This is a genomic window from Patiriisocius sp. Uisw_047 (assembly GCF_047730165.1).
Taxonomy (GTDB): Bacteria; Bacteroidota; Bacteroidia; order Flavobacteriales; family Flavobacteriaceae; genus Patiriisocius.
The window spans coordinates 350,311-376,548 of the sequence record NZ_CP159834.1; the positions used below are offsets into that span (position 1 = coordinate 350,311).

Sequence of the window (26,238 nt, forward strand, 5' to 3'; positions counted from 1 at the left end):
CTATAATTTGTGAGGTATAAAAGGATAATTCTCTTGATCATACACAACATTGTACATCAAGTCTTTGTCTGGGTAAGGCGAGTCTTCTGCAAATTTTTCGCATTCGCTTACCATTTCTTTTACGCGTTTATCAACCTTTTGGATTTCTGCTTCTGTTGCCCATTTATTTTTGTAAATGTTATGTAGCACATAAGAGATAGGATCTTCTTCTTGTTTTTTAGCAACTTCATCTTTCGTACGATAATGTTGTGCATCACTCATAGAATGTCCTCTATATCTATAGGTTCTAATTTCTAGAAACGTAGGACCATCTCCTCTTCTTGCGCGCTCCATAGCCTCATCCATCTCCTTAGCCACTACTTCTGGCTTCATACCATCTACTGGCTTACAAGGCATCTCATACCCCAATCCTAGCTTATAGATATCGGTATGGTTTGCCGCTCTAGCAACAGAGGTTCCCATCGCATAGCCATTATTCTCGCAACAGAATACTACAGGTAGTTTCCAGAGCATTGCCATGTTAAAGGTCTCGTGTAAGGAGCCTTGTCTCACCGCTCCATCTCCCATGTAGCATAATGTTACTGCATTATTTCCTTTGTATTTATCTGCAAAGGCAAGACCAGCTCCTAGCGGAATCTGTCCTCCAACAATACCGTGACCCCCGTAAAAACGGTGTTCCTTAGAAAAGATATGCATAGACCCACCGAGTCCTTGAGACGTACCTGTTGCTTTACCATATAGCTCCGCCATCACTCTTTTAGGATCCACACCCATCCCTATAGGCTGAACGTGATTTCTATAGGCAGTGATCATTTTGTCTTTGGTAAGATCCATCGCGTGGAGTGCTCCCGCTAAAACAGCTTCTTGACCATTATATAAGTGTAAAAACCCTCTTACTTTTTGATTGATATACACTTGTGCTAGTTTGTCTTCAAACTTGCGCCAGAATAGCATATTTTCATACCAATCTAAATAGGTTTTTTTAGTAATTTTTTTCATCTGAATTGCTAAAATTAATCCTGCAAGTGAAAACCGCAGGATGAACAAAAATAAGATATTAATATTGACTTTAAAACAGTGTGCTAAAATTAAAACACAATTTAATAGCTAGAAGATTTCAGAAATGAGGGAAAGCCTATTTAGGGAAACTTGGAGTGATTATTTTAAGAAGGTATTGTCAAAAACAAATGGCAGTAAAACCTCAATGCTATCAGCTTTTACTACAGTACCCGTTTCGCCCATAAAGTAGATGTTAATTGAGCTTTTTTGATTGACTTCGTATTCTGCTATTGATTGCCTGCAAGCTCCACAAGGAGGTGTTGGTTTAGTCACCGTATGCTCGAGAGATCTCACGGTTAGCGCTATAGAAGTAACCGCCACTCCAGGATACGTAGCGCCTGCATAAAAGATAGCCACACGCTCTGCACAAAGCCCCGACGGGAAGGCGGCGTTTTCTTGATTATTACCAAGTACCACTTCTCCATTTGCTAATTGCAAGGCTGCTCCCACCTTAAAAGAAGAATAAGGCGCATAAGCTTTTTCACGTGCTTGCTGCGCCTTAATCATTAATTCTTGTATGTCTTGAGGCAGTTCTGAAACTGAATCAAATACATCAAGCGTTGTTTCTAATTTTAGTTTTTTCAATAGGTCTAGTGCTAGTATTCGTCGTACTCATCCCCAAAGTTAAACGTCAAGCCAAAACGAAGCGTCCCTTCTAGTGGGCTTCTTATTTTTGACGTGGAGAATAAGTAAGAAACATCAATGTTTATTGAAGTGTATTTAAAACCAGCTCCTAGTGATAAGAACTTACGTGATCCTTTAAGATCACTCTCGTTAAAATAACCTGTTCTAAAAGCAAAAGAATCTTGATACCAGTATTCTGCCCCTAATGCCCAAGTAAATTCTTTGAGCTCTTCGCTAAATCCATCAGGTGCATCACCAAAGGATTGAAACATACCTGAAAAGAAAGAAATAGTTTCATATTCATCATCATCTTCAGCATCTATATCACCATCATTATCAAAATCTTGTGGCGTAGGCACGAGTAACTTGTTTACTTCTGCCGTTACCCCTACTTTGTTATACTCGTCTAAGATAAAATCAAAACCTCCACCTAAGGCAAGGTTTGTAGGAAGATTATTCTCCTGCCCTACTTCGTCATACTTTAATTTAGGGCCAATGTTTGACACATTAAAACCCGCTCTCCATCGTCCATCAAAATCATCATAAGCAACTTCTTCACTCTGGTAGTATCCAGAAACATCTACTGCAAAACTACTTGCCGAGGTTGCATCTGCATCTGCTGCTTGAATCTTTAAATCAGAATTAATAAAACGCCCAGTAACTCCCATAGAAAAACGCTCACTCAATCTTAATGAGTAAGACACGTCTAAGGCCAATTCATTAGGCTTTACTATTAAGGGGGTCTGATCTGCAGTTTCTCTTAATTCTATCTCACCTAAGCTAAAATATCTAAAACTCGCTGCAAAGGCACTCTTCTCGTCAATACGATTGTAATATGTAATATTCCCTAAGAAAATATCATTTACTAATTGGCTCAAATAAGGCGTGTATGTTACTCCTACACCATTCTTTGAGATAGCAAATGCATACTTCGAAGCATTCCATTGTTGTGAAAAAGCGTCTGCCGAAGTAGCTACTCCTATATCTCCCATACCAGCAGACCTTGCATCTCCTGCTATTAATAGAAAAGGAACGGCTGTTGTAATAACTCTATTGCCTAAAGAAGGATCTGCCCCACCTTGAGCCGTACCTTTAAACGCAAATAAACCCAACATAATTGGGATGATAAATTTCTTCATAAATCGTGAATTTTGACAAATATAATTTTAATTTTTAAAGGACGACAAGTTTTTCATATTTTTCAACTTGCTTATTGTTTAACGTGCTTTTTACCGTAATCTTATACACATAAACGCCTTTTCCTATCTTATCTCCAAAATCATCTAGACCATTCCAGACGATATCTCGTGATTGACTACCACTAGTGACTACTTGCTGATTGATGGTCTTAACAATTTTTCCAGTTACTGTAAAGATTTGCACTTGCACATCAAGAGGCTCTCCTGGTCTATTATGCTCAAACCAGAACTCTGTATAATTGACAAATGGATTAGGATAGTTAAGCACCCTATCTAAACGCAAAACATTCTCACCCGCCACTACAAATTGAATTTCTGCAATGGAAGAATTATTATACACATCCCAAGCTTTGAAAGAGAGCGTATGCAATCCGTCCTCAAGGTCTCTTAATTTGTAGAGCGCTTCTCCTTTAGTATAATCATCAACTTCTGCTTGGTAAAATTCGTTAAGCACAAATGGATTTGCCTCATCACCATCAAGAATGGCTACCATATCGTGCCCAATACCACTTGCTGTATTTATTCCGTTTGGGTCTGCAAGCTTGGCAATAAGATTAGGGGAAGCATTTGTAATTCCACCACTTATAAAGCTTTCGTCATTCATAAACAATTGAATCTCTGGACCCATATTATCTGTGGGTGCGTTTTCATTTAAACCTCCTATTTTTAAATCTAAGCTATACCCTGTTTGGTCCTCAAGTACATTAGTACGTTGTGCATAAAAACTAAGACGCCCGTTTCCTAAAGGTAATTGAATATCTCTTGGCACTACAAATTCAAACTCAAATTTACCGTTAGTAACGGTTGCCTGTCCATTAAACAATCCTGCCCCCAGCACTTTAAAATCAAAAATAGCCGGATCTCCATTAGATAAGTTTACATTATCATTACCTAGTGTTGTTCGCGTCACATTTTTATCAAAAATTTTGGCTTCCAGTATTCCGTTATAACTTGATAACAAAGTTCCATTTTCATCTGTAACCTCTCCTCCTATTTTTATCTTACTCAAGGCTTCGAGCACTACCTTTGACGTTGTGATTGACTCATCATTTAAGGTCGTAAGATTTATTCGTTGCTTCGGAAATGCCAAGTGCATTGCAGGATCTCCTATATAGAAAATAACTCTTCTTAAACGATCATTAATATTGTTCTTAGATAAACGAAGTGCTTCTGCTGGGGTGTTTATTACATTTGTTCCAAACCCAAATAATTCTGAAGCTAAGGCTTGATTAAATTCTACCCCTAAGGACACCGTTATGGATCGTGTAGTTGTCACCAAGGCAATTGCCCCCCCATCTTGATTCCAATATATAAGTTCGCCAGCCGTAATTCTTTCTGGATTATCAAACTTTGTAAACTCACAAGTCACCGTTACAATTAATGGATAACGGTGTTCATTATTTAGATTCTCAGCAGTATCTCTTGTTACTATAAACTCCTTTGCAAGACCATCTTCACCACCATGACCAAAATAGTTCACTACCAAACTACCTACTTCTATAGCTTCAATTATTGCCTCGTTAACCGCAGGATAGCGATCACCACCTGCAGAAGATTGCTGCTCAAAGGCGTCGCTATGTATTTTCTTTACGTTTATAAATGGTTTTTGGCTTTCTATTTCATCTCCTAATTGATCTAAGTTTATTCCCAAAGCTTGCAACTCATAAAGCTCATCTACATCATCAGAGATTAACGTAAAATTATTACGCCAGTTGCCATAAGACGCTCCTTCTTGATAGGCGATCACCTTATCTACGAGGGTATTTGCGAGCAAGACATTATCTGCCAACATGCGTCCTACCGCAATATCTAATCTATCTATATCTGCACGTTTCATTAAGCCACCTCCTGGATTCAAATCACCAGAGTCATCAATGGTCTCTCCACCTATTGTGCCTTCATTCATATCCATATTACCAAAAAAATCGTCACTCATAAATGAGGTTATTGTACTCTTACTCTCGAGAGTATGAAAGATAGGGACTGGATTAATGTTGTTTGGAAGCCTATTTTTATAATCCACAGAATTATCACCAAAAAGACATAAATATTTTACTCTATTATCATCATTAGAAGCATTTTCATAAACATAACGCACCACATTTCTAATAGCACTAATGTCTTGCTTCCCACTACTGAACTCTTCGTAAATTTTATCTGTTGTCACCACTTTCACACGCAGTCCTGATATATTTTTGTGATGTGCTGCAAGTCTAAGCGCAGGTTGCAACAAAAATGGAGGCGCAACAATAAGGTAATCTATATCGCTAAAATTTCCCGCAGCATCCTTAAATAGGGTTCCTTTCAAGTTTTGGTTAGAAACATTTTTATTTGCGATCATAACAGGGGTTCTGTAATCTGCTGGATCGATTGCTACATACACGCGCTTAGAGCCTAAAATAGACTTGAACGCAAATGTTCCTGAATTTTCTTGATTTATTTTAGCGCTAATATTTGCTTTATCTGTGATATCCCACACTTCAGAAATTTGAGAAGCGTTATTTATAGTGTATTGACCTATTCCGGAAAGCAACTCTAGCCCCGTTTTGTTAAACACAAACTGACCATTACTTCCCTCCAGCGCCCTTGTGTACACAATTCTAATATAATCTAGATATGACTTACTCGATGGATTGCCCGAATTGTTATATTGTAAATTAACAGTTACTTGCCCAGAAGAAGGTATCGTAATCTCGCGATCCACAGTAGAAAGCAACCTTGAGTCACTTGTGGTTCCAAAAATGATGGGATCTACACTCACCCCATTTACCGTTAATGCCATTGATGTAATCGACTCAGATATGACTCCTGCTTTTACAGTCATATCAAAAGATTCACCCGAGATGGGGTTTATCATATCAAAAATATAGGTTTGATCGCTCTCAATATCAAAACGATTCCCGTACCATCTCCTCCCTACAAAACCAGGGGTATACTCATCTTCCTCGTGATATCTTGCGTCTGTAAAATTAGTGATTTGCACATTTGGAGACCCTCCTGGTTCTTGAAGCGCCTGCACTCGGAGACCAGCACCTCCAGATGCAGTGATGTAATAATACGATTCATCACTATAAGGATTAATATGACTGTCATTCTCAATATTGTAGCCTAGTGTACTTGTACCATAAAAGAGAATAAAATCATTTGCATCAAAGCTTCCATCATTACCGCCTACTACTTTAATAGCTGTTTCTGGTAAATCAAATTCTACGTTTTGCTCATTCAATAAAGATAAGGTTTCGCCACCATGACCATATACCTTAATATTGGCAGGATTCACTCCAGATACATCCATCCCTAGATCTTCTAGAAAAGCCCTAGAAATTCGATGCACTCCCGTTTCTTCAACCTTAAATTTAAACCAATCTCCAGAGGACAGAACAGAATTTGAAATTGGCGGCATATTTGAAGGCAGGAAAGAGCGGCCCGCAGCATAACTAACGCTAAAAGACAACACCTTCTTTAGCTGTCCGTTTTGATTTATAATTGGATTTAAATTAAGGACTGCTAGTGATTTTTCCCTTGCCTTTGAGGTGCGTATGGTTACATTTATTCTTTCTGAAAGTTTATCAATTTCAATTTTACGCATTTCAAGAGGAGACAATGTCCCATATCTAATGTTAGAAATTTTTATCGACGAAGGATCAATATTTTGCGTTTCATCCCATTGCGCGCTATACCCAACTTCTCCGTCAATAACTGAAATTTTAAGATTCTCAATTGCGAGATCTGCACGACTCAGGTTTGCTTTTTTTGTGGGAGTTTTTTTTTGTGAAATTTCAGCAAAAAAGTTCCAATTGAGGGTAAAACTTTTCTGCTGTGCCAGTAAGCTCAAAGGCAAGAAAAGTAAGGAATAAATGATAAATTTTTTCATCTTAGATAGTAACGTGACAAATATACACTTAGTATGACACACCGTTAAAGTTTTTAATTAGTTCTATATTAAATATAATAAATCTAAAACCGTGTCGTTTCTGTAAGGCATTGGTAGGAAAAACGTAAATAAACTAACATCATTTATTTTTAAAATATTATTGCTTTTTCAGCGTTAATTACTATATTGCCAACCCAATTTCTTCATAAATAAACTATGAACTTAACGAAAACCCTAGCGTTGCGACTGCTTTTAGTAGTTGCAGTAACCGCATTTTTTACCAGTTGTAACAAATCACGAGATTATAAAGATAGCTCGAGAGCCACTGGCTGGAAATTAAACTCTAAAGATGGAGGCTTCCAGTACAATCCAGATGCAAAAGAACAAGAAACCGGACCGGGACTTGTATTTGTAGAAGGTGGTACATTTACTATGGGCCGCGTGCAGGATGACCCGATGCATGACTGGAACAATTCCCCAAATCAACAACACGTACAATCGTTCTATATGGATGAGACAGAGGTGACAAACCTTATGTATCTTCAATATTTAGACTGGTTAAAGCAAGTTTTCCCTCCGGAGAATGACGATTACAGAAGCATCTATAACGGTGCGCTTCCAGATACTTTAGTATGGAGAAACCGTTTAGGATACAACGAAGTAATGACTAATAATTACTTACGTCACCCTGCATACGCACAGTACCCTGTGGTAGGTGTAAGCTGGATTCAAGCTGTTGAGTTCTCAAAATGGAGAACAGATCGCGTGAATGAACTCATTCTAGAAAATGAAGGTGTCACCGCTCGCGGTTCTCGTTTTGAAGCAAAAGCTGGACAAACATTTAGCACGGACACATACTTAAACGCTCCTTCAATGGCCTATGGCGGTAATGATTCTATAACAAGAGGTGGTAAGAAATCTGAAAGTATCGCAAAAAGAAGTAAGGACAGTACAAACTTATATATCCAAGGAAAAGATGGTTTATTACTACCTTCTTACCGTCTCCCTACAGAGGCAGAATGGGAATATGCTGCACTCGGACTTGGAGAACTAAGAAGCTACAATGTATATCGAGGAAGAAAAAAATATCCTTGGGATGGTCAATACACTCGTTCTGGAAAAAGAAGAAGCCGTGGAGATCAACTAGCAAACTTTAAGCAAGGTGATGGAGATTACGGTGGTATTGCAGGATGGAGTGATGATGGTGCAGATATTACTGCAGAGATCAAGAGCTATGAGCCTAATGACTTTGGTATTTATGATATGGCCGGTAATGTTGCAGAATGGGTAGCTGATGTTTACAGACCTATAGTAGATGATGAGTTTAATGACTTTAACTATTACCGTGGTAATGTATACACAAAAAATGCTATTACGGAAGAGGGAAAAGTAAAAATTGTTACAGTAGATTCTATTGTGTTTGACACTTTATCAAACGGCAAGATAGTGGCTCGTAATTTGCCAGGAGAAATCTTACAAGTACCAGTTGACGAAAAGGAAACATACTTAAGAACACAATTCTCACAAAGTGATAACCGGGATTATAGAGATGGAGATAGAAGTTCTTCTCGTTACTATCAGTCATTTGGTGAAGATACAGACGAACTTGATCCAAGTAAGCGTATGTACAACTCACCTAAGCACAGTGTAAGCTCAGACAGCATAGGTACTATGGATCGTCAGTATGATCAATCTAATAAACGAACTACGTTAATCAATAACGAAGTAAGAGTTTATAAAGGTGGTTCTTGGAGAGATAGAGATTACTGGTTAGACCCGGCGCAACGTAGATATTTTCCAGAGGATATGGCTACAGATTATATAGGGTTTAGATGTGCTATGTCACGTGTAGGATCTAAAAGTAAAAATAACAAGTCTCCTAGAGATTAATTTTTAGGAAAATATATTTAAGAAACCCTTCATTCATAGTGAAGGGTTTTTTAGTACTTTTATTTTATGAATATAAAACAATTACACACAGAATTTTTAGCTAGCGCTGGTATTTGCACAGATACGCGTCACATTAAAAAAGGATGTTTGTTTTTTGCGCTCAGCGGCGATAATTTTAACGGCAACACATTTGCTAAACAAGCATTAGAACTTGGGGCACGCAAAGTGGTGATTGACCAAATAGGCTTTCATCAAAATACGAGCAAGACGATTCTTACAGGCAACAGCTTAAAACTGCTGCAGAAGCTCGCTAGTTTTCATAGGCAATATCTAGGCATTCCCATTATTGCAATCACAGGCAGTAATGGTAAAACCACTACCAAAGAGTTGATTAACGTCGTTGTTTCTAAAAAGTATAATACTACGGCTACCCGAGGCAATCTTAACAATCATATAGGCGTGCCACTCACTTTACTTTCCATGACAAAGAATACAGAACTAGGCATTGTAGAAATGGGCGCGAACCATATTGGAGAAATAGAAGCACTTTGCACTATTGCACAACCTAACTTTGGATACATCACAAACTTTGGAAAAGCACATCTAGAAGGTTTTGGCAGTGTAGAAGGGGTGATTCAAGGGAAGACCGAACTTTACAAACACATCGCGAACACAAAAGGACTTTTATTTGTGAATGGCAATGACCCGAAGCAGGTAGCATTGACCAAAAAAGAAAAGCGCTACACCTTCGGTAGCGAAGGCCAAGACTGTGAAGTAAAGCTACTAGATGCGTCAAAAGAGTTAGCCATCTCCTACAAGGGCGCAAACATAGAGAGTCATCTTATAGGACTCTATAACTTTCACAATATAGCAGCGGCAATAGCTATAGGTAATTATCTTAAAGTTTTAGAAAAGGACGTAAAAGAGGCTATTGAAGCATATGTGCCAACTAATAATAGATCTCAAATTATTAAACAAAGCGGCCACACTATCATTCTAGACGCGTATAATGCGAATCCAACTAGCATGACTGCGGCGCTTGAAAATTTTAAACAGACTGCTGGTAATAATAAAATTTTGATTCTTGGAGATATGTTTGAGCTAGGCACCTCGGCCACAGAGGAGCATCAAGCTATTACAGATATGATCGTCTCACAAGATATCGGGAATGTGACTTACTTGGTTGGAGAGAATTTCAGTAGGGTACATTGTGAAGATCAGCGAGTCATCCTCTGCCCTACTTTTGAAGACTTAAAAACACAACTAAAAACAAAAGAGCCTAATACCGCAACCATTTTAATAAAAGGTTCACGAGGCATGGCTCTTGAGCGTGTTTTAAAATTACTCTAGTTACTTGACTAGAAGCTTTATTATTTGTTTTTTATTATTCATCGTTACGTGTAAAAAGTACGTGCCAGAAGAAAAATCTGCGTAGGGTAAAGCCACTTTGTTAAAACCTGATACTTGACCTGAACCTAAAATAGACGCTACTTTTTTACCTTCCACATTAAAAAGAGCTATGCTCATTTGAGCAGTGTTTTCTATATTAAATTCAATATAGCTATTTTGTTGAATTGGATTCCCTGAGAGCTTGAAGCCTATTTCAGTTAAGTTAAATTCTTCTACACCTACTTCCCAAGGTACATCAGCAAACACAACATCGTTACCTACAGGTATTGCAATTTGAAAAAAATCATTATTCATACCTATATCTGCAGGAGCACTAATACCGCTTGTAATTAAATTTTCAATAAAATTAAATTCTGAATCATATCTTACAATACGAGCGGGGCTCCAAGAAGAAATATAATAGTCTCCAAAGGATGACTGCCTTACAATCCCATCAATATTCCCCACACCGGTATCACTCACAACATCGCTAACACTAAAATCTGTTAAATCTATCGCTTTAATTTTTGCATTGTTTCCCCAAGTAACAAACAATAATCTATCTTCACTACCCTCATCATATAACACTCCATTAGGTGTTCCTCCGGTATTACTAACAATCTCAATAAAAGTTGGATTATTTAAATCTGAAACGTCGACACTAAAAACCTTATCATCACCAAAGTCACTTATGTAAAGAATTTCATTAGCCTTATCACTCCCCATTCCATTTAAAAACGCAACACCAGGAATTGAAAGACTCATCACTTCAGTTGCATCCTCCAATAGATACCCTTTTATAACATTGCTATCTAAGACAAACAGCACGTCACCTATTACTTCCATCCCGTGAGAAGCAGATGCATTCCCGAAAAAACTTAAACCCCCATTACCATCATCGATTATGATATTTGAACCATTTGCAACTAACCAGCGATTGTTCGCAACATCCCATTCGACACTCTCGGCATCTGTATAGGATTGGGCAATTGCTGTTGCGCCAAAAACGACAGCAAAAAGAAGTAATATATTTTTCATAAACTTTTGTTTTTGTGAAGATACTTGGCATTGACTCAAAATGAAAAGCAAATGAGAAATTGATTAGAAACACAAACTAAATTTCACTACTGCTTGAACTCCGGAAACATGCTAACTATGAAATTAGGCACAAAAAAACCACTCTGTAAAGAGTGGCGCACTGTTCTATTCTCTTACATTAAGCCGTTAAAGCACGGCCCTTAAGGCGTTTCTCTATCTTCTGCTTTACCACAGTAAGACGCTTCATTAAATCCATCAATTCAGGATCTTGTGTTTCTTTATATATCTCATTGACTCCAAGAATCATTTCTTTTGCTTTTCTCGATGCGTGTATGCGTTCACTTGTAGTTTTAAAACTTGTTTTTTGTACTTCAAATACCAATGCTTCTTTTATTATATCCATTGTTTCTGCTATTACTAATTAATAAGATTCACTAAAAGTTAATTTTTTCAAATATATATGGATTAAACGAAAAAATATCCATTTGAACAAAATTTTAACGTATTATTTTAATCTATGCCTTTTAATGTAAATTTTATAGCTTTGACGCCAAGGACAACCCCTATGTTTATGAGATGTTTTTTTGCCCCAACTCTATTTCTTACTGCTAGTTTATGGTGGTTCTAAGACGATCAAATCCTTAATGCAGCGTCTCTTAGAAAAACAATTGATACTTCTAGCTTCTCTGGAAGCGTTTCTCTAGATTTTGCCTTAAAGAGAAATACACAGGACTTTTCAACGTTTTCAGGCGATATCCATATTCAACATAAGATGGATAAACATCTCGTATTATTAAAAAGTGATTTGGCATTTCAGAAAATAGAAGGGTCAGATTTTGAAAACAGTAGTATTTTACACCTAAGGTATAATTACAAATTGTCAGATAGATTTACCTGGGAAGCATTTAGTCAATTACAAAAAAAATAAAATAAACTTAATAGACCTCCGCGCATTAATAAGAACGGGCATAAGATATAAACTTACCACTTCAGAAAAGCACAGATTCTACATAGGCACACTAGCCAAGTATGAGCAAGAAAAACTTAAGAAATAGCAGCTATGTATCTTTTAGCTTATATCCCAATAAGAACGTTTCAGTAATTAGCACCACCTATTACCAACCCATTTTAGAGAACTTTAATGACTATAGAATCTCAAATCAAAGTTCGTTGCGTGTTGGCATGTTTAAAAATATATCGCTAAAAGTTTCATATACATTCACTTACGACACTTTTCCCGCGGTAGGAACCCCTAGTTCACAATACGATTTTTCTACTGGTCTATCTTATAGCTTTGATTAAACATCTTTGGGTGTAAGCTATCTTCTAATTTACTGTCTAATGTGTATATTTACTAGCGATAACACATACCAAAAAAGAAAATAGCACGTATATAAAATAGTATTATGGCAGCAAACAATTATTACGATCCCGCAGATTTACGAAAATTTGGTAAAATAACCGAATGGAGCGAAGAACTTGGAACTAAATTTTTTGATTACTACGGAAAAGTATTTGAAGAAGGAGCACTCACTGCTCGCGAAAAAGCATTGATTGCCCTTGCAGTTGCTCACACAGAGCAATGCCCGTATTGCATAGATGCCTATACAAAAGACACCTTGCAAAGGGGCGTAACAAAAGAGCAGATGATGGAGGCTATTCACGTGGGTGCCGCTATAAAAAGTGGAGCAACTTTAGTGCACGGAACGATGATGATGAATAAAGTAAATAAGCTAGAAATGTAAGCACGTTAACTTAGCTCAAGGACCGCATCGCATTTTGGGATTTTAGAAATGTGAGCGACAAAAAAATAAATTGTATTAAACAAATAACCTTTTTAAATCTAAAATTGCACTTTTTGTATCGTAAATCTCAGTATGGCAAAGCTTAAACAACAATCATTACAAAAACGAGATGCAGAACTTGCAAATGCAAAGCATCAAGTAGAAATCTTAAGCAACGGAATCTTCGCTAATGGCGAATTACCAACTTTTGCTCAAAAAATAAAGGAAACAAACCAATTACCACTTCGCCCTAATAAGTTAGAAATTCTGCAAATTAATGTAGGATATATGTGTAACCAAGTTTGTGAACACTGTCACGTAGATGCTGGTCCCGATAGAAAAGAGATTATGACCTGGGAAACCATGGAGCAATGTCTAGAAGTGATTCGGAATACAAAAGCCCATACTTTAGATCTTACTGGGGGAGCTCCAGAGATGAATCCTCACTTTAGAAGATTTGTCGAGGAAGCTAGCAAGGCGGGTATTAAAGACTTTATTGTAAGAAGTAACCTTACCATCATTAGAGCCAATAAAAAACACTACGATCTACCAGATTTCTTTAAAAAACATAATATACATGTGGTGAGTTCTATGCCACACTGGACGCGAGGTAAAACAGACAAACAACGTGGTGAAGGTGTATTTGACTTAAGTATCAAAGCCCTACAAGAATTAAATGTAAGAGGCTACGGGATGCCCGGGAGTGGCCTGCGCTTAGATTTAGTGTACAACCCAAATGGCGCATATCTTCCTGGAGACCAAGCAAGCATGGAAAAGGAAATGAAAGCGGCTTTGCTAGAAGACTTTGATATCCAATTCCATAGTTTATTTGCCATTACAAACCTGCCTATTGCACGTTTTCTAGATTACCTGATCGCAAGTGAGAATTATGAAGATTACATGTATCAATTAGTAGAGGCCTACAATCCTGCTGCTGTTGAAAACGTGATGTGCACAAATACAATCTCAATCTCTTGGGATGGCTATTTATTTGATTGTGATTTTAATCAAATGCTTAAGCTGCCTGTGGCGAGTAAAGTAAAACACATTAACGAATACAACGAAGATCTCTTAAACGACAGAAACATTATGATATCACAACATTGCTACGGGTGCACTGCCGGTGCAGGTAGTAGTTGCCAAGGAACCGTAACCGCGTAGTAATTATGAAATTTTATTTCTTCATAGTATTCCTATTTATCCTGCCATCGGTCTTTGCTCAAAAGACACTAGATGCTTTGCTAAAGCAACATAACACTAGAAGTATTCCTTATATTTCTGTAGAAGAATTAAGAATACTTCAGTTAAATGACGGCGTATTAATGTTAGATACTCGTGAGTCTGAAGAGTTTGTAACAAGTCACATCGCTGGGGCCCAATTTATTGGTTTTAACCGGTTTTCAATTGATAATATTTTAACAGAAATTATAGACAAAGAAAAACCTATTGTGGTGTATTGTTCGCTGGGAATACGAAGCGAAGAAATAGGCGAAAAACTGATGAAGGCAGGCTATACAAATATCAAGAATCTATACGGAGGGATTTTTGAATGGAAAAACAAAGCGTATCCAGTTCTCAACACGCAAAACAAAGAAACAGATAGTGTACACACGTTCTCTAAAGCTTGGAGCAAATGGCTTTTAAAAGGAGTGAAAGTGTATAACACTAAAACCCCTAATTAAGAAAGAATTGTATGGCGATATTAGGATTAAAGAACGATAACAATGCAGGTAAAGATTCAGAGATTTTTCACTTTCCTACGTCAAAAAATGTACTGATTATTTTTACGCGTAATCCAGAATTGGGTAAATGCAAAACACGTCTCGCGGGCACCGTTGGTGATGATGCAGCACTAAAGATTTATAAATTTTTATTGAATCATACTGTCGCAATAACAACCCCTTTAAAAGTAGATAAATTCGTATATTATTCGGAAAAATTGAGAGAAGGAGACGTTTGGAATTCAAACAATTATCGAAAAAAAGTTCAAAAAGGGGATGATCTAGGCCTGCGCATGGATCAAGCTTTTAAAGAAGTTTTTGAATTGGGCTATGAACGTGCGATGGTCATAGGCAGTGACATGTATGATATGACGACAGACGATTTATCAAATGGGTTTGACCAATTAAACGACAATGACTTTGTCTTAGGGCCTGCTGAAGATGGTGGCTATTATTTATTAGGTATGAAAAAACTTAATTCTGAAATTTTCCAGAACAAAGCTTGGGGAACAGACACCGTATTAAGGGATACACTTGCAGATTTAAAAAAAGAACAGGTGACCCTTCTAGAAGAAAAGAATGATGTGGATTATTATGAAGACATTAAGAATATTTACGCTTTTCAGGAGTTTTTCCCCTCGGAGTTGAAAAAGACTAAAGATTGAATAAGGCACTAAAAATGAACAATGAAAGAAGTTAGTGGGATGTTAGGCAACATTAAAAAAAGATAAATGATAAAATATATCACAGAGGCAGTAGAATTTTTACAAAGTAGAGGATTTGGAAAACCAGAAGTGGGGATCATTCTAGGCACAGGCTTAGGAAAAATAATTGATGCAGTCCAGGTTGAAGCAGAAATGAGCTACAATCATATTCCTAATTTCCCAACGGCAACCGTAGAATTCCATAAAGGGAAACTTATCTATGGAGAACTTGGCGGTAAAAAAGTGGTGCTTATGCAAGGCCGTTTTCATATCTACGAAGGGTATTCGTTACTAGATGTAACTTTTCCTGTACGCGTAATGAAAGAATTAGGCATAGAAAAATTGCTTGTAAGCAATGCATCTGGAGCCATCAACACCTCATTTAAAAAAGGTGAAATTATGCTCATCGATGATCATATCAACTTGCAAGGAGGTTCACCCCTCGCTTTTAAAGGCATTGAAAATCTAGGCGAACGTTTTGTAGATATGAGTGCGCCTTATGACGTAGATATGAATGCGAAACTTGAAACCATAGCAAAAGAAAACGGAATCAACCTCCACAAAGGTGTGTATACAAGCGTGGTAGGACCACAATTAGAAACAAGAGCAGAGTACCGCTATTTAAAAATTATAGGAACTGATGCAGTAGGGATGAGCACAGTACCAGAAATTATTGTGGCAAATCAATTAAATTTACCCGTTGCTGCTTTATCGGTTTTGACAGATGAATGTGATCCAGAAAATTTAAAACCCGTAGACATTCCAGATATTATTGCACAGGCCGGAAAAGCAGAACCAATGATGATCACCCTTTTTACAGAACTCATAAAACAACTATAACTATGAAACATATTTTATCTTTAATCATTATCGGCGTCGCAGGTTTTAAAATTGCACAATCATTCATTAACCCAGAAAATGCAACAGCGTTTTTAGGAATGGATATGAATGTCTGGGGCTATAGAATAATCTGGGCTTCAGCAGCTGTTATATCTGGATTTTCCATTATGAGAGGCCGTAATAAAGATGCCAATAAATAAATAAATTTTAAGCAAAGACTTAATGCTTCGGAAACGTTATGATTCAATAATTTTTCCGACGAAAGCTTTACTAATTAAAGAGCATACCAATTTAATTATAAACTAAAACAGCGGACACAAACACAGTATTTACTGCCACTGTATCCTGCAAATTGCACGTTAAACCTATGAGTTATTTAGAGACTACACACGACGTTTACAAAGAAGCAGCCCTTACTCCAGATGTGGGATTATGCTGTACAACAAACCCAATATGGGAATTACCAGGATTGAAAATTCCTAAAATAATGCAAGAAATGAACTACGGCTGCGGAAGCACAGTGCACGCTCGTGATCTTTCTAACAATCCAAAAACGCTTTATGTAGGCGTAGGTGGTGGTATGGAGCTCTTGCAATTTGCATACTTTAACCGTGTTAAAGGTGGCGTTGTAGGTGTTGATGTTGTTGATGAAATGCTTGAAGCTTCTAGAATTAACTTTAAAGTTGCAGAAGAACAAAACGACTGGTTTAAAAGTGAGTTTGTAGATCTTAAAAAAGGAGATGCACTTAACTTACCTGTAGATGACAACTCTATTGATGTGGCAGCTCAAAACTGCTTATTCAATATTTTTAAAGCAGAAGATTTAAAGAAAGCGATTGAAGAGATGTATCGCGTGCTTAAACCAGGTGGTAGTCTTGTAATGAGTGACCCAACCTGTGAGCAAGAAATGAATGAAACACTACGTAACGATGATCGTCTTCGTGCTTTATGCTTAAGTGGCAGTTTACCTATAGCAGAGTATGTAAAAGCGCTCACAGACGCAGGTTTTGGCACCATCGAGATTAGAGCAAGAAAGCCATACAGAATTCTTGACCCTAAAAATTACCCAACAGATGAGCTCATCTACATTGAGTCTATCGAGGTTGCAGCCATTAAAGACCCTATGCCAGAAGATGGCCCTTGTATTTTTACAGGGAAGGCAGCCATTTATTATGGTCACCAAGATTTCTTTGACGATGATATGGGGCATATCTTATTAAAAAATCAACCATTAGCTATCTGTGATAAGACAGCAGGAGCGTTAAAAGCATTGGGAAGAGATGATATTTATTTTAGCGAATCTACCTTCCATTACGATGGTGGCGGTTGTTGCTAAATTTAAATTTTGGCATCAATTAAAACCAAAGCAAGTTTGACTATGAATTAGAAAATCACCCCTATGAAACACAGCTAACGCTTTAAAGTAAATATCTTGTTTTTAGAACGACAATTGCAGTACGTTATAAAAGCTAGATTGCAAACATTAGAGCATTAACACATGCGCCATGAAGACATTCTCTCTATTATTATTTTCTGCATTAATTTTTACCTTTTGTTGTAGCACAAAGCAAACGTCAAAAACTATTTCTACGGAAATACCTTTTGATGAAACCCTTGTTATAGAAAATAAAGTCACAGTAAGCAAAGGAACTTTTCTAAGAACCACCTTGCCTGTAAAAGAATTGCCTGTAGTGCAAGAAACGGCAGAAATCGTAGCACCGGTTGTAGAAGTGATTCAACCAAAAATTAACAACACAACTTCACCTGTGGACGAGGCAGTTGTTGAAAAAAAAGTAATTGTAGACTTGAGGTTAGAACAAACAGAACTTCATAAATTATTTGATACTTTACTAAAGAATAATGTCTCTAGTACAGGAAATGTTAACTACGCAGGTCTTAAGAGTAACCGTAAAACATTACTCAATTACATTAAGGCTTTAGCCGAAAACCTTCCAGAAGACACTTGGTCTCAGAACGAAAAACTAGCCTACTGGATGAACGCTTATAATGCAATGACTATTGACCTCATCCTACGTAACCAACCACTAGAAAGTATCAAGGATATTAAAAACCCATGGGACCAGCGCCTCTGGAAACTAGGCGATAAATATTATAATCTTGACGAAATAGAACATCAGATCCTTCGTAACATGGGTGATGCTCGCATACATTTCGGAATCAATTGCGCTTCTTTTTCTTGCCCTCCATTATTGAATGAAGCTTTTGTACCATCTAAAGTAGATGCGCAACTTAAATTAGTTGCAATACGCTTTATAAATGATCCAAGCCGAAATATGATTTCGGAGCATAGTATCGAAATCTCTAATATCTTTAAGTGGTTTTCTAAAGACTTTACACGCGATGGAAGTGTTATCGATTACCTTAATAAATTTTCTACCATTACCATTTCAGAAGATGCAAAGGTGCGTTATATGGATTATGACTGGGCTTTAAACAAATAACCACCGTTTTATTTAAGCTCATTTAAACCCTGTGAATTAACATGATTTCTTGCATCAATTCCTGTAAGTTTAAATAAGCACATACTTATGAACCATTTTAAATATGTCCCGGCACTTATTATTATTGCGCTAACACTACAAAGCTGAAGTCTTATTTCGTCTAAAGGGTTTAGTAGTCTAGGGCAGCCCAAAGAGGTTTTTAAATAGGACTTAATCATTCATCTCAAATTTCCGTAATTTCACCTTGTATGCTTAGTATTATCATCCCTGTTCTTAATGAAGCTGAAAACATCGTTTCGGTACTTGAACATTTGACCAAAAATGGCTCTATAAATAACCATAACATTGCAGAGATTATTCTTATAGATGGTGGCAGTGAGGATGACACATTACAGCTCATTAAAGCATTTACAAAAACGTCAAGTTTCAATATTCTTTTAATTACTTCAGAAAAAGGCCGGGCGAAACAAATGAACACTGGCTCGAAAAAAGCCACAGGAGATATATTATACTTCCTTCACGCAGATTCTTATCCTCCTAAATATTTTGACACCCTTATTATTTCCGAAGTTAAAAAAGGGAATCCTGCCGGATGTTTTAAAATGAAATTTAAAAGCGACCACTGGTGGCTGAGATTAGCGAGCTGGCTAACTCAATTTTCTTGGAGAGCTTGTCGTGGAGGTGATCAAAGCCAGTTTATAACTCGCGAGCTTTTTGACGAAATAGGTGGTTTTGATGAGTCATATATTATTTATGAGGACAACATCTTAATCAACGAGCTGTACAAACGTAAAAAGTTTATAGTGATTCAAGAATGGATAGGGTCTTCGTCTAGAATGTACGATGAAAAAGGCGTTTGGTACGTGCAATATCACTTTTTGGTCATCTATGTCAAAAAATGGTTTGGCGCTGATGCAGAAAAATTGTTCGCCTATTATAAAAAGAACATTAAGCAATCTAGCAACTCAACAGTTATTGAAGAAGTAAAATCACCTACTGTTGATAACATATTTGCTGACAAATAATTTACTTTCACTCGCTCCCACCTTCTACAAAACGCTTCATTTCAGGTGCCCGTAAATAATTCTCACCAAGACTTGTTACTGATTAGTCAAGTGTTGTGATTTCTATGAGCAAATTCTAGTATTTCTTAAATAACATTAAAAATCATGAAACTATAGAACACCGCCAAATAAAGCAATGAAATAAACAGTCACGAATTAAACGATTAATCCTTTATTTTTTAACTTGAAGCAACCTAAGAGATTTTAATACCTATACATCTCAAAATGCTTTTTCAGCTCCTGTTCAACAGGCTTATTCTGTGGCGTAAATTGAGTATTCTCAATGCCTCCTACCTTATCGTGCTCAATAAACCATTTCCAGATAAAACCTCCAACGAACCAGGGCTCAAGGTACATTTCTTCAATCAAAGCCTTTGTTAAATTTGTCTGCGCATCTAGATTTACCTCAGTCATCATCCTAGAACTTAACCAAGGTTCTTTACCTGCAAAATCTACACTCCTGTATCCGTATTCAGTGAATAAAACTGGGGTATTATTTGCTTCTGAAATTTGCTTCATTTCAAGTTTCCACTTTTGCAATCCAACTTTAGCTTCTTCAATAGTTGGTGTTTTATTATCTGAAACCGGGAAATAAGCATCTACCCCTATATAATCCAATTCCTTCCAAAAATGCACGCGCTTATATTCATCCCAGTTTGCCGCGTAGGTCAATTTACCTTTGTATACTTTTTTTATTTCAGGAATTAGCTGCATCCAATAGTCTGGTCTGTTTACTACAAATTGTTCTAGCTCAGTACCGATACAGAATATTTCGGCGTTAATGTCTTGCGCAGCTTCCGCATATGTTAAAATAAATGAAGTGTAAGACTTTTCTAAACGCTCCCAGTCTTCTTCTGTTTCCATTTTTAGATAACCTGTAAACTCTCCATGCCAAAGCCATATATGTGGCTTCACCATGATAGCTATATTTTGTTCTTTGAGTAACTGAGCATATTGTACAATTCCTGCTTTAGTCTCCCCAAACCATTGCCGCTCAGTATTGTGAATAATCTCTGGTGTTTCTTGATTTCTTATAAAACCAAAGGGCATTACCGCCGCATAATTAGCATTAATATGAACTACGGCATCCACATGTTCTTTAGCCGCCTCTTGACCCGCAGCCACAAAACTAACACCGTTTACTTTTTGCGTTGCCTTTTGAGCACAGCTAGAACAAACTAATACCAGTTGAATAAAGAGTAGGGTGAAGATTCTAAACATAGCAATTTTGTTAATATTATTCAAAATTAACGCATTTCAATGTAATGTATGTAACTTTAAACACGACCATAAGAAAGAATACTACCACTTTATGAAAAACATTGTCATTATAGGTAACGGAATTGCAGGAGTCACCGCTGCAAGACACATCCGTAAACTCTCCGACCATAAAATTACGATTATTTCTGCAGAGACCGATTACTTTTTTTCCCGTACGGCATTGATGTATGTTTATATGGGACATATGAAGTTTGAACACACCCAACCTTATGAAAAATATTTTTGGAAAAAGAACCGCATAGATTTAAAGCGTGCCTACGTCAATCAAATACTTACCGAAGCAAAAGAAGTAGTGACTAAAGATGCAGAGCGTATTCCCTATGATTCCCTTATTATTGCAACAGGATCCAAGCCCAATAAGTTTGGATGGCCTGGACAGGATCTCGACGGTGTACAAGGCTTGTATTCCTATCAAGATTTAGAGAAACTAGAAGCGAATGCGCCCAATAAAGACATATGTAATAGGGCCGTAATTGTAGGTGGAGGCCTCATAGGTATCGAGATGGCAGAAATGCTTCGCACAAGAGATATTCCTGTGACATTTTTAGTTAGAGAAGATAGTTTCTGGAATGGCGTTTTGCCATCTGGCGAAAGCAAAATGATCAATAAACATATTAAAAGCCATCACATAGATTTGAGGCTAGGAGTCAATCTTGAAGAAATAATTGCAGACGAGCACGGTCGTGTAAAAGCCATTAAAATTACGGAAACGGGCGAAATAATTGAATGCAATGTGGTTGGCTTAACTGCCGGAGTTTCCCCTAATGTTGACTTCCTAAAAGAAAGCGGTATTGAACTAGGTCGTGGGGTTAAAGTAAATCGCTTCTTAGAAACAAATGTAAAAGACATCTATGCCATAGGTGATTGTGCAGAGCAGCACGACCCTATAGGTTCACGTCGTCCTATAGAAGCCGTATGGTACACAGGAAGAATGATGGGAGAAACCGTAGCGCAAACTATCTGCGGGAATACCACAGAATACAACCCTGGCCATTGGTTTAATAGCGCAAAATTTTTAGACATTGAATATCAAACCTACGGGTGGGTTTTTAGTAATCAAAGTAAAAAAGATGATGAATTACATTTTCACTGGAAACACCCTGAAAAAGATATTTGCATCACCGTTGCATATGATGCTACTACCAATACATTTTTAGGCATCAACACTTTTGGGATTAGAATGCGACACGAGGTTTTTGATCAATGGTTAACAAATAAGGTTTCTGTAGACTTCGTAATTGAACACCTAAAGGAAGCCAATTTTGATCCTGAATTTTACACACATTTTGAAAAGGAAATAATACGTGCATACCAAGTACAACAAACTATAAACGCCTAAGCTATGAGCACCTTACAAAAAGATATGTCATTGACTGGGCAAGCCCCTAAAAGTCTCAACACGACTCAAAAGATTGGAACTATTGTTGGAATGACTGGCTTAATTATACTAGTACTAGCTGCATTCAATGTCAATTTTCCTAACAAACCTATTTGGTTGGCCATTTCACTTCTGGCAATAGTTACAGGTGTTGTAGTGTTTACCAAGGGCGCTTACGGCAATAAGCAAGAAGGAATTAAAAATGACGGTGTCTGGTTTAAATCTATTTCAAGCAGAGGCTTTTTAGCTTGGCTGGCTGGTATTGCCTTAACAGGTTTTTATATTGTACTCTATTTCTTCGCAGAGTTATTAGGGCTTGGTGTTGATGGCGAGGCAAACACTGGTTTAATTTCGTTATTTGATCCTTTAAGTAGGTTTTTAAATGGTGGGCAAGCAAGCCAATGGTTTGTATATGGAACTTTATATACGATTGCAATTCTTTCTTTCGGATACAAGTTTATCAATAAGTACAAGCATAATAGATATGAACAATTGCGCACCGCAAGTGTTATGTTTTTCCAGACTGCATTTGCCTTTGTCATTCCAGAATTAATGGCGCGATTAAACACAGACGACTTTTCATTGCCATACAATGATCTAAAAAACATGTGGCCCCTTAATTATTATGCCTTTGATCAATGGCGTGTAGATGAGTTAATTAATGCACAGACCGTAGGACTGGTCTTCCTTCTTTTTGGAATCCTATCCATATTTGTGGTTTCTCCTATTCTCACCTATAAATACGGCAAACGATGGTACTGCTCCTGGGTTTGTGGTTGTGGTGGTCTTGCAGAAACAGCGGGAGATGCTTTTAGACAATTAAGTGATAAGAGCATGAATGCCTGGAAAATAGAACGATGGGTGATACACTCAGTATTAGTTTTTTCTGTGGTGATGACAACGGCCGTTATTTCTACCTATTTAGGGTATGATAATTCAAAGTACTGGCTCACAAAAGATGTTTTCTTAATAGGAGTAGCCGTATTTTTAGGACTATTATTTGCCGCTATTTGGCATTTCAAAAGAGACGAATTAGCAAAAGATGCACAATATGGAGCCATTGGTTATCTCGTAGTTGTATTAAGTTTAATAGGCATTCATTACGCTTCAAGTAGCACCTTATTTTTATTTGAAGCAGGAACCTTACGTACATTTTACGGCTTCCTTATAGGATCTGTATTTTCTGGTGTGATAGGCACGGGCTTCTACCCTATTTTCGGAAATAGAGTTTGGTGCCGAATGGGCTGTCCTATGGCTGCAATCTTAGGAATGCAACAGCGTTTATTCTCAAAATTTAGAATCACTACAAACGGAGGTCAGTGTATCTCTTGTGGTAATTGTTCTACTTATTGTGAAATGGGAATCGACGTAAGAGCCTACGCTCAAAAAGGCGAAAACATTGTCCGTTCTAGTTGTGTAGGCTGTGGTGTCTGCTCTGCTGTTTGTCCTCGTGGCGTGCTTAAACTTGAAAACGACTCACAAGATGGGCGAATAAATCCCACAGAAGTGCTTCTTGGCAACGACGTAGATTTAATGGAATTAATGAATCATAATAAATAGTATTACTTCGGAAAAACTATAGCTTCAATCTCGTAATTTCTTTTAGCATTTTTTTTTAGAAATAAACTTTTATGTAGACCTCACAGGCCTTTATAAACTATGAGGTTTTTATGTTGTTGTTTTTTAATTAAAACTTCGCAAAGTATTGTGTAATTTCGCATCCTATAAGACCAATGCTATCTAACCCCAACATAAAAGTTATTATTCCCGCGTTTAACGAAGAAGCTTCCATTGGCCTTGTGCTTCGGGCTATTCCAAAAACTGTCAATGAAGTAATTGTCGTAAGCAATAACTCTACAGATAGCACTGAACAAGTAGCAAAAGATAATGGGGCAACCGTTCTGAAAGAACCAAACAAAGGATACGGTTATGCCTGTCTAAAAGGTATGGAATACTTGGCGAATGCAGAAACCAAACCAGATATTATCGTTTTCCTTGATGGAGATTATAGCGATTACCCAGAACAACTTACTGAGCTCATTACACCTATTATTAATCGTGATATTGATTTTGTCGTAGGCGCTCGTGTTAAAGAATTAAGAGCGAATGGGTCTATGACATTTCCGCAGCAATTTGGGAACTGGTTAGCGACTTCATTAATGTCTTTGTTTTTTAAATCAAGGTTTACAGACCTAGGCCCATTTAGGGCCATCAAATACGACAAATTACTAGCGCTTAACATGGAAGACAAGACCTATGGTTGGACTGTTGAGATGCAACTAAAGGCATTAAAAAAGAAATTTACATATACAGAAATACCTATGAAATACAGAAACCGAATAGGCGTTTCTAAAGTTTCGGGAACCGTAAAAGGTGCTATCTTTGCGGGCATCAAAATTCTCGGTTGGATTTTTAAATATTCGTTCAAAAAATGATCTGGCAAACCATTGTTATGGTAATTTATACGGCTGCACTATTGCTTATTTTATTATATGCTTTAGCGCAACTCAACTTATTATTAAATTACCTGAGATCACATCGTCGTACAGACACATCTGCTATGTTTGATTTAACAGATCAAGAACAAATTCCTTTCGTCACTATACAACTTCCCGTTTATAACGAACTATACGTAATGGAGCGACTGCTAGAAAATATAGCAGAAATTGACTATCCCAAACACAAGTTGGAAATACAGGTATTGGATGATAGCACGGATGAATCTTTTGCTCAAACCGCTGCTCATATTATAGTATTAAAAAGTACGGGATTAGATATTCAACACGTTACGCGTGCTGACCGCAAGGGTTTTAAAGCTGGCGCATTAAAAGAAGGTTTAAAATCTGCTAAGGGAGAATACATTGCCATCTTTGATGCAGATTTCCTCCCAGAGAAAGACTGGTTGTATAAAACCATTCCCTATTTTAAAGATAGAAATATAGGCGTGGTACAAACCCGTTGGGGTCATATAAATAAAAACTATTCGTTGCTTACACGTGTCCAAGCCTTCGCCCTTGACGCCCATTTTACATTAGAACAAGTAGGTAGAAACAGTGAAGGACATTTCATCAACTTTAATGGAACCGCTGGTGTTTGGAGAAAGCAGTGCATTCTTGATGCAGGTAACTGGGAAGGCGACACCTTAACAGAAGATCTCGATTTAAGCTACCGCGCACAACTCAAAAATTGGAAATTTAAATACTTAGAAGAAGTAGAAACTCCAGCAGAATTACCCGTGGTTATTAGTGCAGCTCGCTCACAACAATTTCGTTGGAATAAAGGAGGAGCAGAAAACTTTAGAAAAATGCTAGGTCGACTTTGGCGAAGTAAAAAGATCTCTTTTAAAACCAAAGTACACGGAACACTGCACCTTTTAAATAGCACGATGTTTTTAAGCATTTTTGTTGTTGCCGTCCTAAGTATCCCGATGCTTTATATCAAGAATGAGTATCAGCATTTAAAAGTTTATTTTATTATAATGAGCTTCTTTGTGATTAGCACACTCATCTTCTTTATATGCTATTGGTTTATGTACAAAAAAATGAACGGAGGCGGCTTCTTAAAATTCTTTGAATATATAGGGATGTTCTTTTTGTTTTTCTCTATTGCGATGGGCTTTTCCGTGCACAACTCCATTGCAGTCTTAGAAGGGCATTTAGGTAAGAAAAGTGACTTTATCCGTACCCCAAAGTTCAATATCAACAACTTAAAAGACAGTTGGAAAGGCAATAAGTATGTAGTGAATAAACTCTCACCAAACATTATTATAGAAGGAATACTAATGTTTTATTTTGGCTTCGGCATGTACTTAGCCTTTGTCATAGGTAACCAAGGCGGTGATTTTGGATTATTCCCTTTTCACTTGATGCTTTGCCTCGGTTTTGGTTTTGTATTCTTTCAGAGCTTGTTGAGTAAGGTATAACTGTTCAAT

Annotated in this window: 24 protein-coding genes; 17 read left to right on the forward strand and 7 right to left on the reverse strand. The window is 37.3% G+C overall.

Features of this window, described 5'->3' with window-relative positions:
- From pdhA to porU, 4 genes are all read right to left on the reverse strand, one after another.
- Positions 1-999: a pyruvate dehydrogenase (acetyl-transferring) E1 component subunit alpha gene (pdhA, locus tag ABXT71_RS01665; protein WP_415372069.1), complete on the reverse strand. Its 999-nt coding sequence runs from the start codon at positions 997-999 to the stop codon at positions 1-3.
- A gap of 159 nt (positions 1,000-1,158) precedes the next feature.
- Positions 1,159-1,644 carry a cytidine deaminase gene (locus ABXT71_RS01670; RefSeq protein ID WP_415372070.1) on the reverse strand — a complete coding sequence of 162 codons (486 nt, stop codon included), beginning with the start codon at positions 1,642-1,644 and terminating at the stop codon, positions 1,159-1,161.
- A gap of 11 nt (positions 1,645-1,655) precedes the next feature.
- On the reverse strand, positions 1,656-2,822 hold the full coding sequence (gene porV / locus ABXT71_RS01675) for a type IX secretion system outer membrane channel protein PorV (protein WP_415372071.1): 1,167 nt from the start codon (positions 2,820-2,822) through the stop codon (positions 1,656-1,658).
- Between the two features lie 34 nt (positions 2,823-2,856).
- Positions 2,857-6,756, reverse strand: coding sequence for a type IX secretion system sortase PorU (gene porU / locus ABXT71_RS01680; protein WP_415372072.1), 3,900 nt, complete (start codon positions 6,754-6,756; stop codon positions 2,857-2,859).
- Between the two features lie 216 nt (positions 6,757-6,972).
- Here porU and gldJ point away from each other — a divergent pair, with 216 nt between their 5' ends.
- A complete protein-coding gene (gldJ, locus tag ABXT71_RS01685) occupies positions 6,973-8,646 on the forward strand; it encodes a gliding motility lipoprotein GldJ (protein ID WP_415372073.1) in 1,674 nt (557 codons plus the stop codon).
- A gap of 66 nt (positions 8,647-8,712) precedes the next feature.
- A complete protein-coding gene (locus ABXT71_RS01690) occupies positions 8,713-9,996 on the forward strand; it encodes a UDP-N-acetylmuramoyl-tripeptide--D-alanyl-D-alanine ligase (RefSeq protein WP_415372074.1) in 1,284 nt (427 codons plus the stop codon).
- On the opposite strand, the gene ABXT71_RS01695 is transcribed toward ABXT71_RS01690, so the two are convergent.
- Together ABXT71_RS01695 and ABXT71_RS01700 are read right to left on the reverse strand one after the other, a co-directional pair.
- Complete coding sequence (locus ABXT71_RS01695; protein WP_415372075.1) at positions 9,997-11,073, reverse strand: T9SS type A sorting domain-containing protein; 1,077 nt, start codon at positions 11,071-11,073, stop codon at positions 9,997-9,999.
- A 178-nt stretch (positions 11,074-11,251) separates the two neighbouring features.
- Positions 11,252-11,476 carry a hypothetical protein gene (locus ABXT71_RS01700; RefSeq protein ID WP_415372076.1) on the reverse strand — a complete coding sequence of 75 codons (225 nt, stop codon included), beginning with the start codon at positions 11,474-11,476 and terminating at the stop codon, positions 11,252-11,254.
- A gap of 553 nt (positions 11,477-12,029) precedes the next feature.
- On the opposite strand from ABXT71_RS01700, the gene ABXT71_RS01705 reads away from it, so the two are divergent.
- From ABXT71_RS01705 to ABXT71_RS01755, 11 genes are all read left to right on the forward strand, one after another.
- Complete coding sequence (locus tag ABXT71_RS01705; protein ID WP_415373047.1) at positions 12,030-12,128, forward strand: hypothetical protein; 99 nt, start codon at positions 12,030-12,032, stop codon at positions 12,126-12,128.
- The gene (locus ABXT71_RS01710) at positions 12,103-12,375 is read left to right on the forward strand and encodes a DUF481 domain-containing protein (protein ID WP_415372077.1); all 273 of its coding nucleotides are present in this window, start codon (positions 12,103-12,105) and stop codon (positions 12,373-12,375) included. The genes ABXT71_RS01705 and ABXT71_RS01710 overlap by 26 nt, the downstream gene beginning before the upstream one ends.
- Positions 12,376-12,479: 104 nt before the next feature.
- Complete coding sequence (locus ABXT71_RS01715; protein ID WP_028377507.1) at positions 12,480-12,818, forward strand: arsenosugar biosynthesis-associated peroxidase-like protein; 339 nt, start codon at positions 12,480-12,482, stop codon at positions 12,816-12,818.
- Positions 12,819-12,950: 132 nt separating this feature from the next.
- Positions 12,951-14,018, forward strand: coding sequence for an arsenosugar biosynthesis radical SAM (seleno)protein ArsS (arsS, locus tag ABXT71_RS01720; RefSeq protein ID WP_415372078.1), 1,068 nt, complete (start codon positions 12,951-12,953; stop codon positions 14,016-14,018).
- Between the two features lie 5 nt (positions 14,019-14,023).
- On the forward strand, positions 14,024-14,539 hold the full coding sequence (locus ABXT71_RS01725) for a rhodanese-like domain-containing protein (protein WP_415372079.1): 516 nt from the start codon (positions 14,024-14,026) through the stop codon (positions 14,537-14,539).
- Between the two features lie 11 nt (positions 14,540-14,550).
- The gene (locus ABXT71_RS01730; RefSeq protein WP_415372080.1) at positions 14,551-15,243 is read left to right on the forward strand and encodes a TIGR04282 family arsenosugar biosynthesis glycosyltransferase; all 693 of its coding nucleotides are present in this window, start codon (positions 14,551-14,553) and stop codon (positions 15,241-15,243) included.
- Between the two features lie 66 nt (positions 15,244-15,309).
- Positions 15,310-16,122: a purine-nucleoside phosphorylase gene (locus ABXT71_RS01735; RefSeq protein WP_415372081.1), complete on the forward strand. Its 813-nt coding sequence runs from the start codon at positions 15,310-15,312 to the stop codon at positions 16,120-16,122.
- 2 nt (positions 16,123-16,124) lie between these two features.
- Complete coding sequence (locus tag ABXT71_RS01740) at positions 16,125-16,322, forward strand: hypothetical protein (RefSeq protein WP_415372082.1); 198 nt, start codon at positions 16,125-16,127, stop codon at positions 16,320-16,322.
- 167 nt (positions 16,323-16,489) lie between these two features.
- The gene (gene arsM / locus ABXT71_RS01745) at positions 16,490-17,458 is read left to right on the forward strand and encodes an arsenosugar biosynthesis arsenite methyltransferase ArsM (RefSeq protein WP_415372083.1); all 969 of its coding nucleotides are present in this window, start codon (positions 16,490-16,492) and stop codon (positions 17,456-17,458) included.
- 169 nt (positions 17,459-17,627) lie between these two features.
- Complete coding sequence (locus ABXT71_RS01750) at positions 17,628-18,584, forward strand: DUF547 domain-containing protein (protein WP_415372084.1); 957 nt, start codon at positions 17,628-17,630, stop codon at positions 18,582-18,584.
- A 248-nt stretch (positions 18,585-18,832) separates the two neighbouring features.
- Positions 18,833-19,609: a TIGR04283 family arsenosugar biosynthesis glycosyltransferase gene (locus ABXT71_RS01755; RefSeq protein WP_415372085.1), complete on the forward strand. Its 777-nt coding sequence runs from the start codon at positions 18,833-18,835 to the stop codon at positions 19,607-19,609.
- Between the two features lie 243 nt (positions 19,610-19,852).
- Here the strand turns inward: ABXT71_RS01755 and ABXT71_RS01760 are convergent, their stop codons facing one another.
- On the reverse strand, positions 19,853-20,869 hold the full coding sequence (locus ABXT71_RS01760) for a glycoside hydrolase family 113 (RefSeq protein WP_415372086.1): 1,017 nt from the start codon (positions 20,867-20,869) through the stop codon (positions 19,853-19,855).
- 91 nt (positions 20,870-20,960) lie between these two features.
- Between ABXT71_RS01760 and ABXT71_RS01765 the strand changes: the two genes are divergently transcribed.
- The 4 genes from ABXT71_RS01765 (at position 20,961) to ABXT71_RS01780 (ending at position 26,229) form a co-directional block, all read left to right on the forward strand.
- Positions 20,961-22,268, forward strand: coding sequence for an NAD(P)/FAD-dependent oxidoreductase (locus ABXT71_RS01765; RefSeq protein ID WP_415372087.1), 1,308 nt, complete (start codon positions 20,961-20,963; stop codon positions 22,266-22,268).
- Positions 22,269-22,271: 3 nt separating this feature from the next.
- Complete coding sequence (locus ABXT71_RS01770) at positions 22,272-23,867, forward strand: 4Fe-4S binding protein (protein WP_415372088.1); 1,596 nt, start codon at positions 22,272-22,274, stop codon at positions 23,865-23,867.
- A 173-nt stretch (positions 23,868-24,040) separates the two neighbouring features.
- A complete protein-coding gene (locus tag ABXT71_RS01775) occupies positions 24,041-24,742 on the forward strand; it encodes a glycosyltransferase family 2 protein (RefSeq protein WP_415372089.1) in 702 nt (233 codons plus the stop codon).
- Complete coding sequence (locus tag ABXT71_RS01780) at positions 24,739-26,229, forward strand: cellulose synthase family protein (protein WP_415372090.1); 1,491 nt, start codon at positions 24,739-24,741, stop codon at positions 26,227-26,229. Before ABXT71_RS01775 ends, ABXT71_RS01780 begins: the two co-directional genes overlap by 4 nt.
- Positions 26,230-26,238 lie beyond the last annotated feature (9 nt).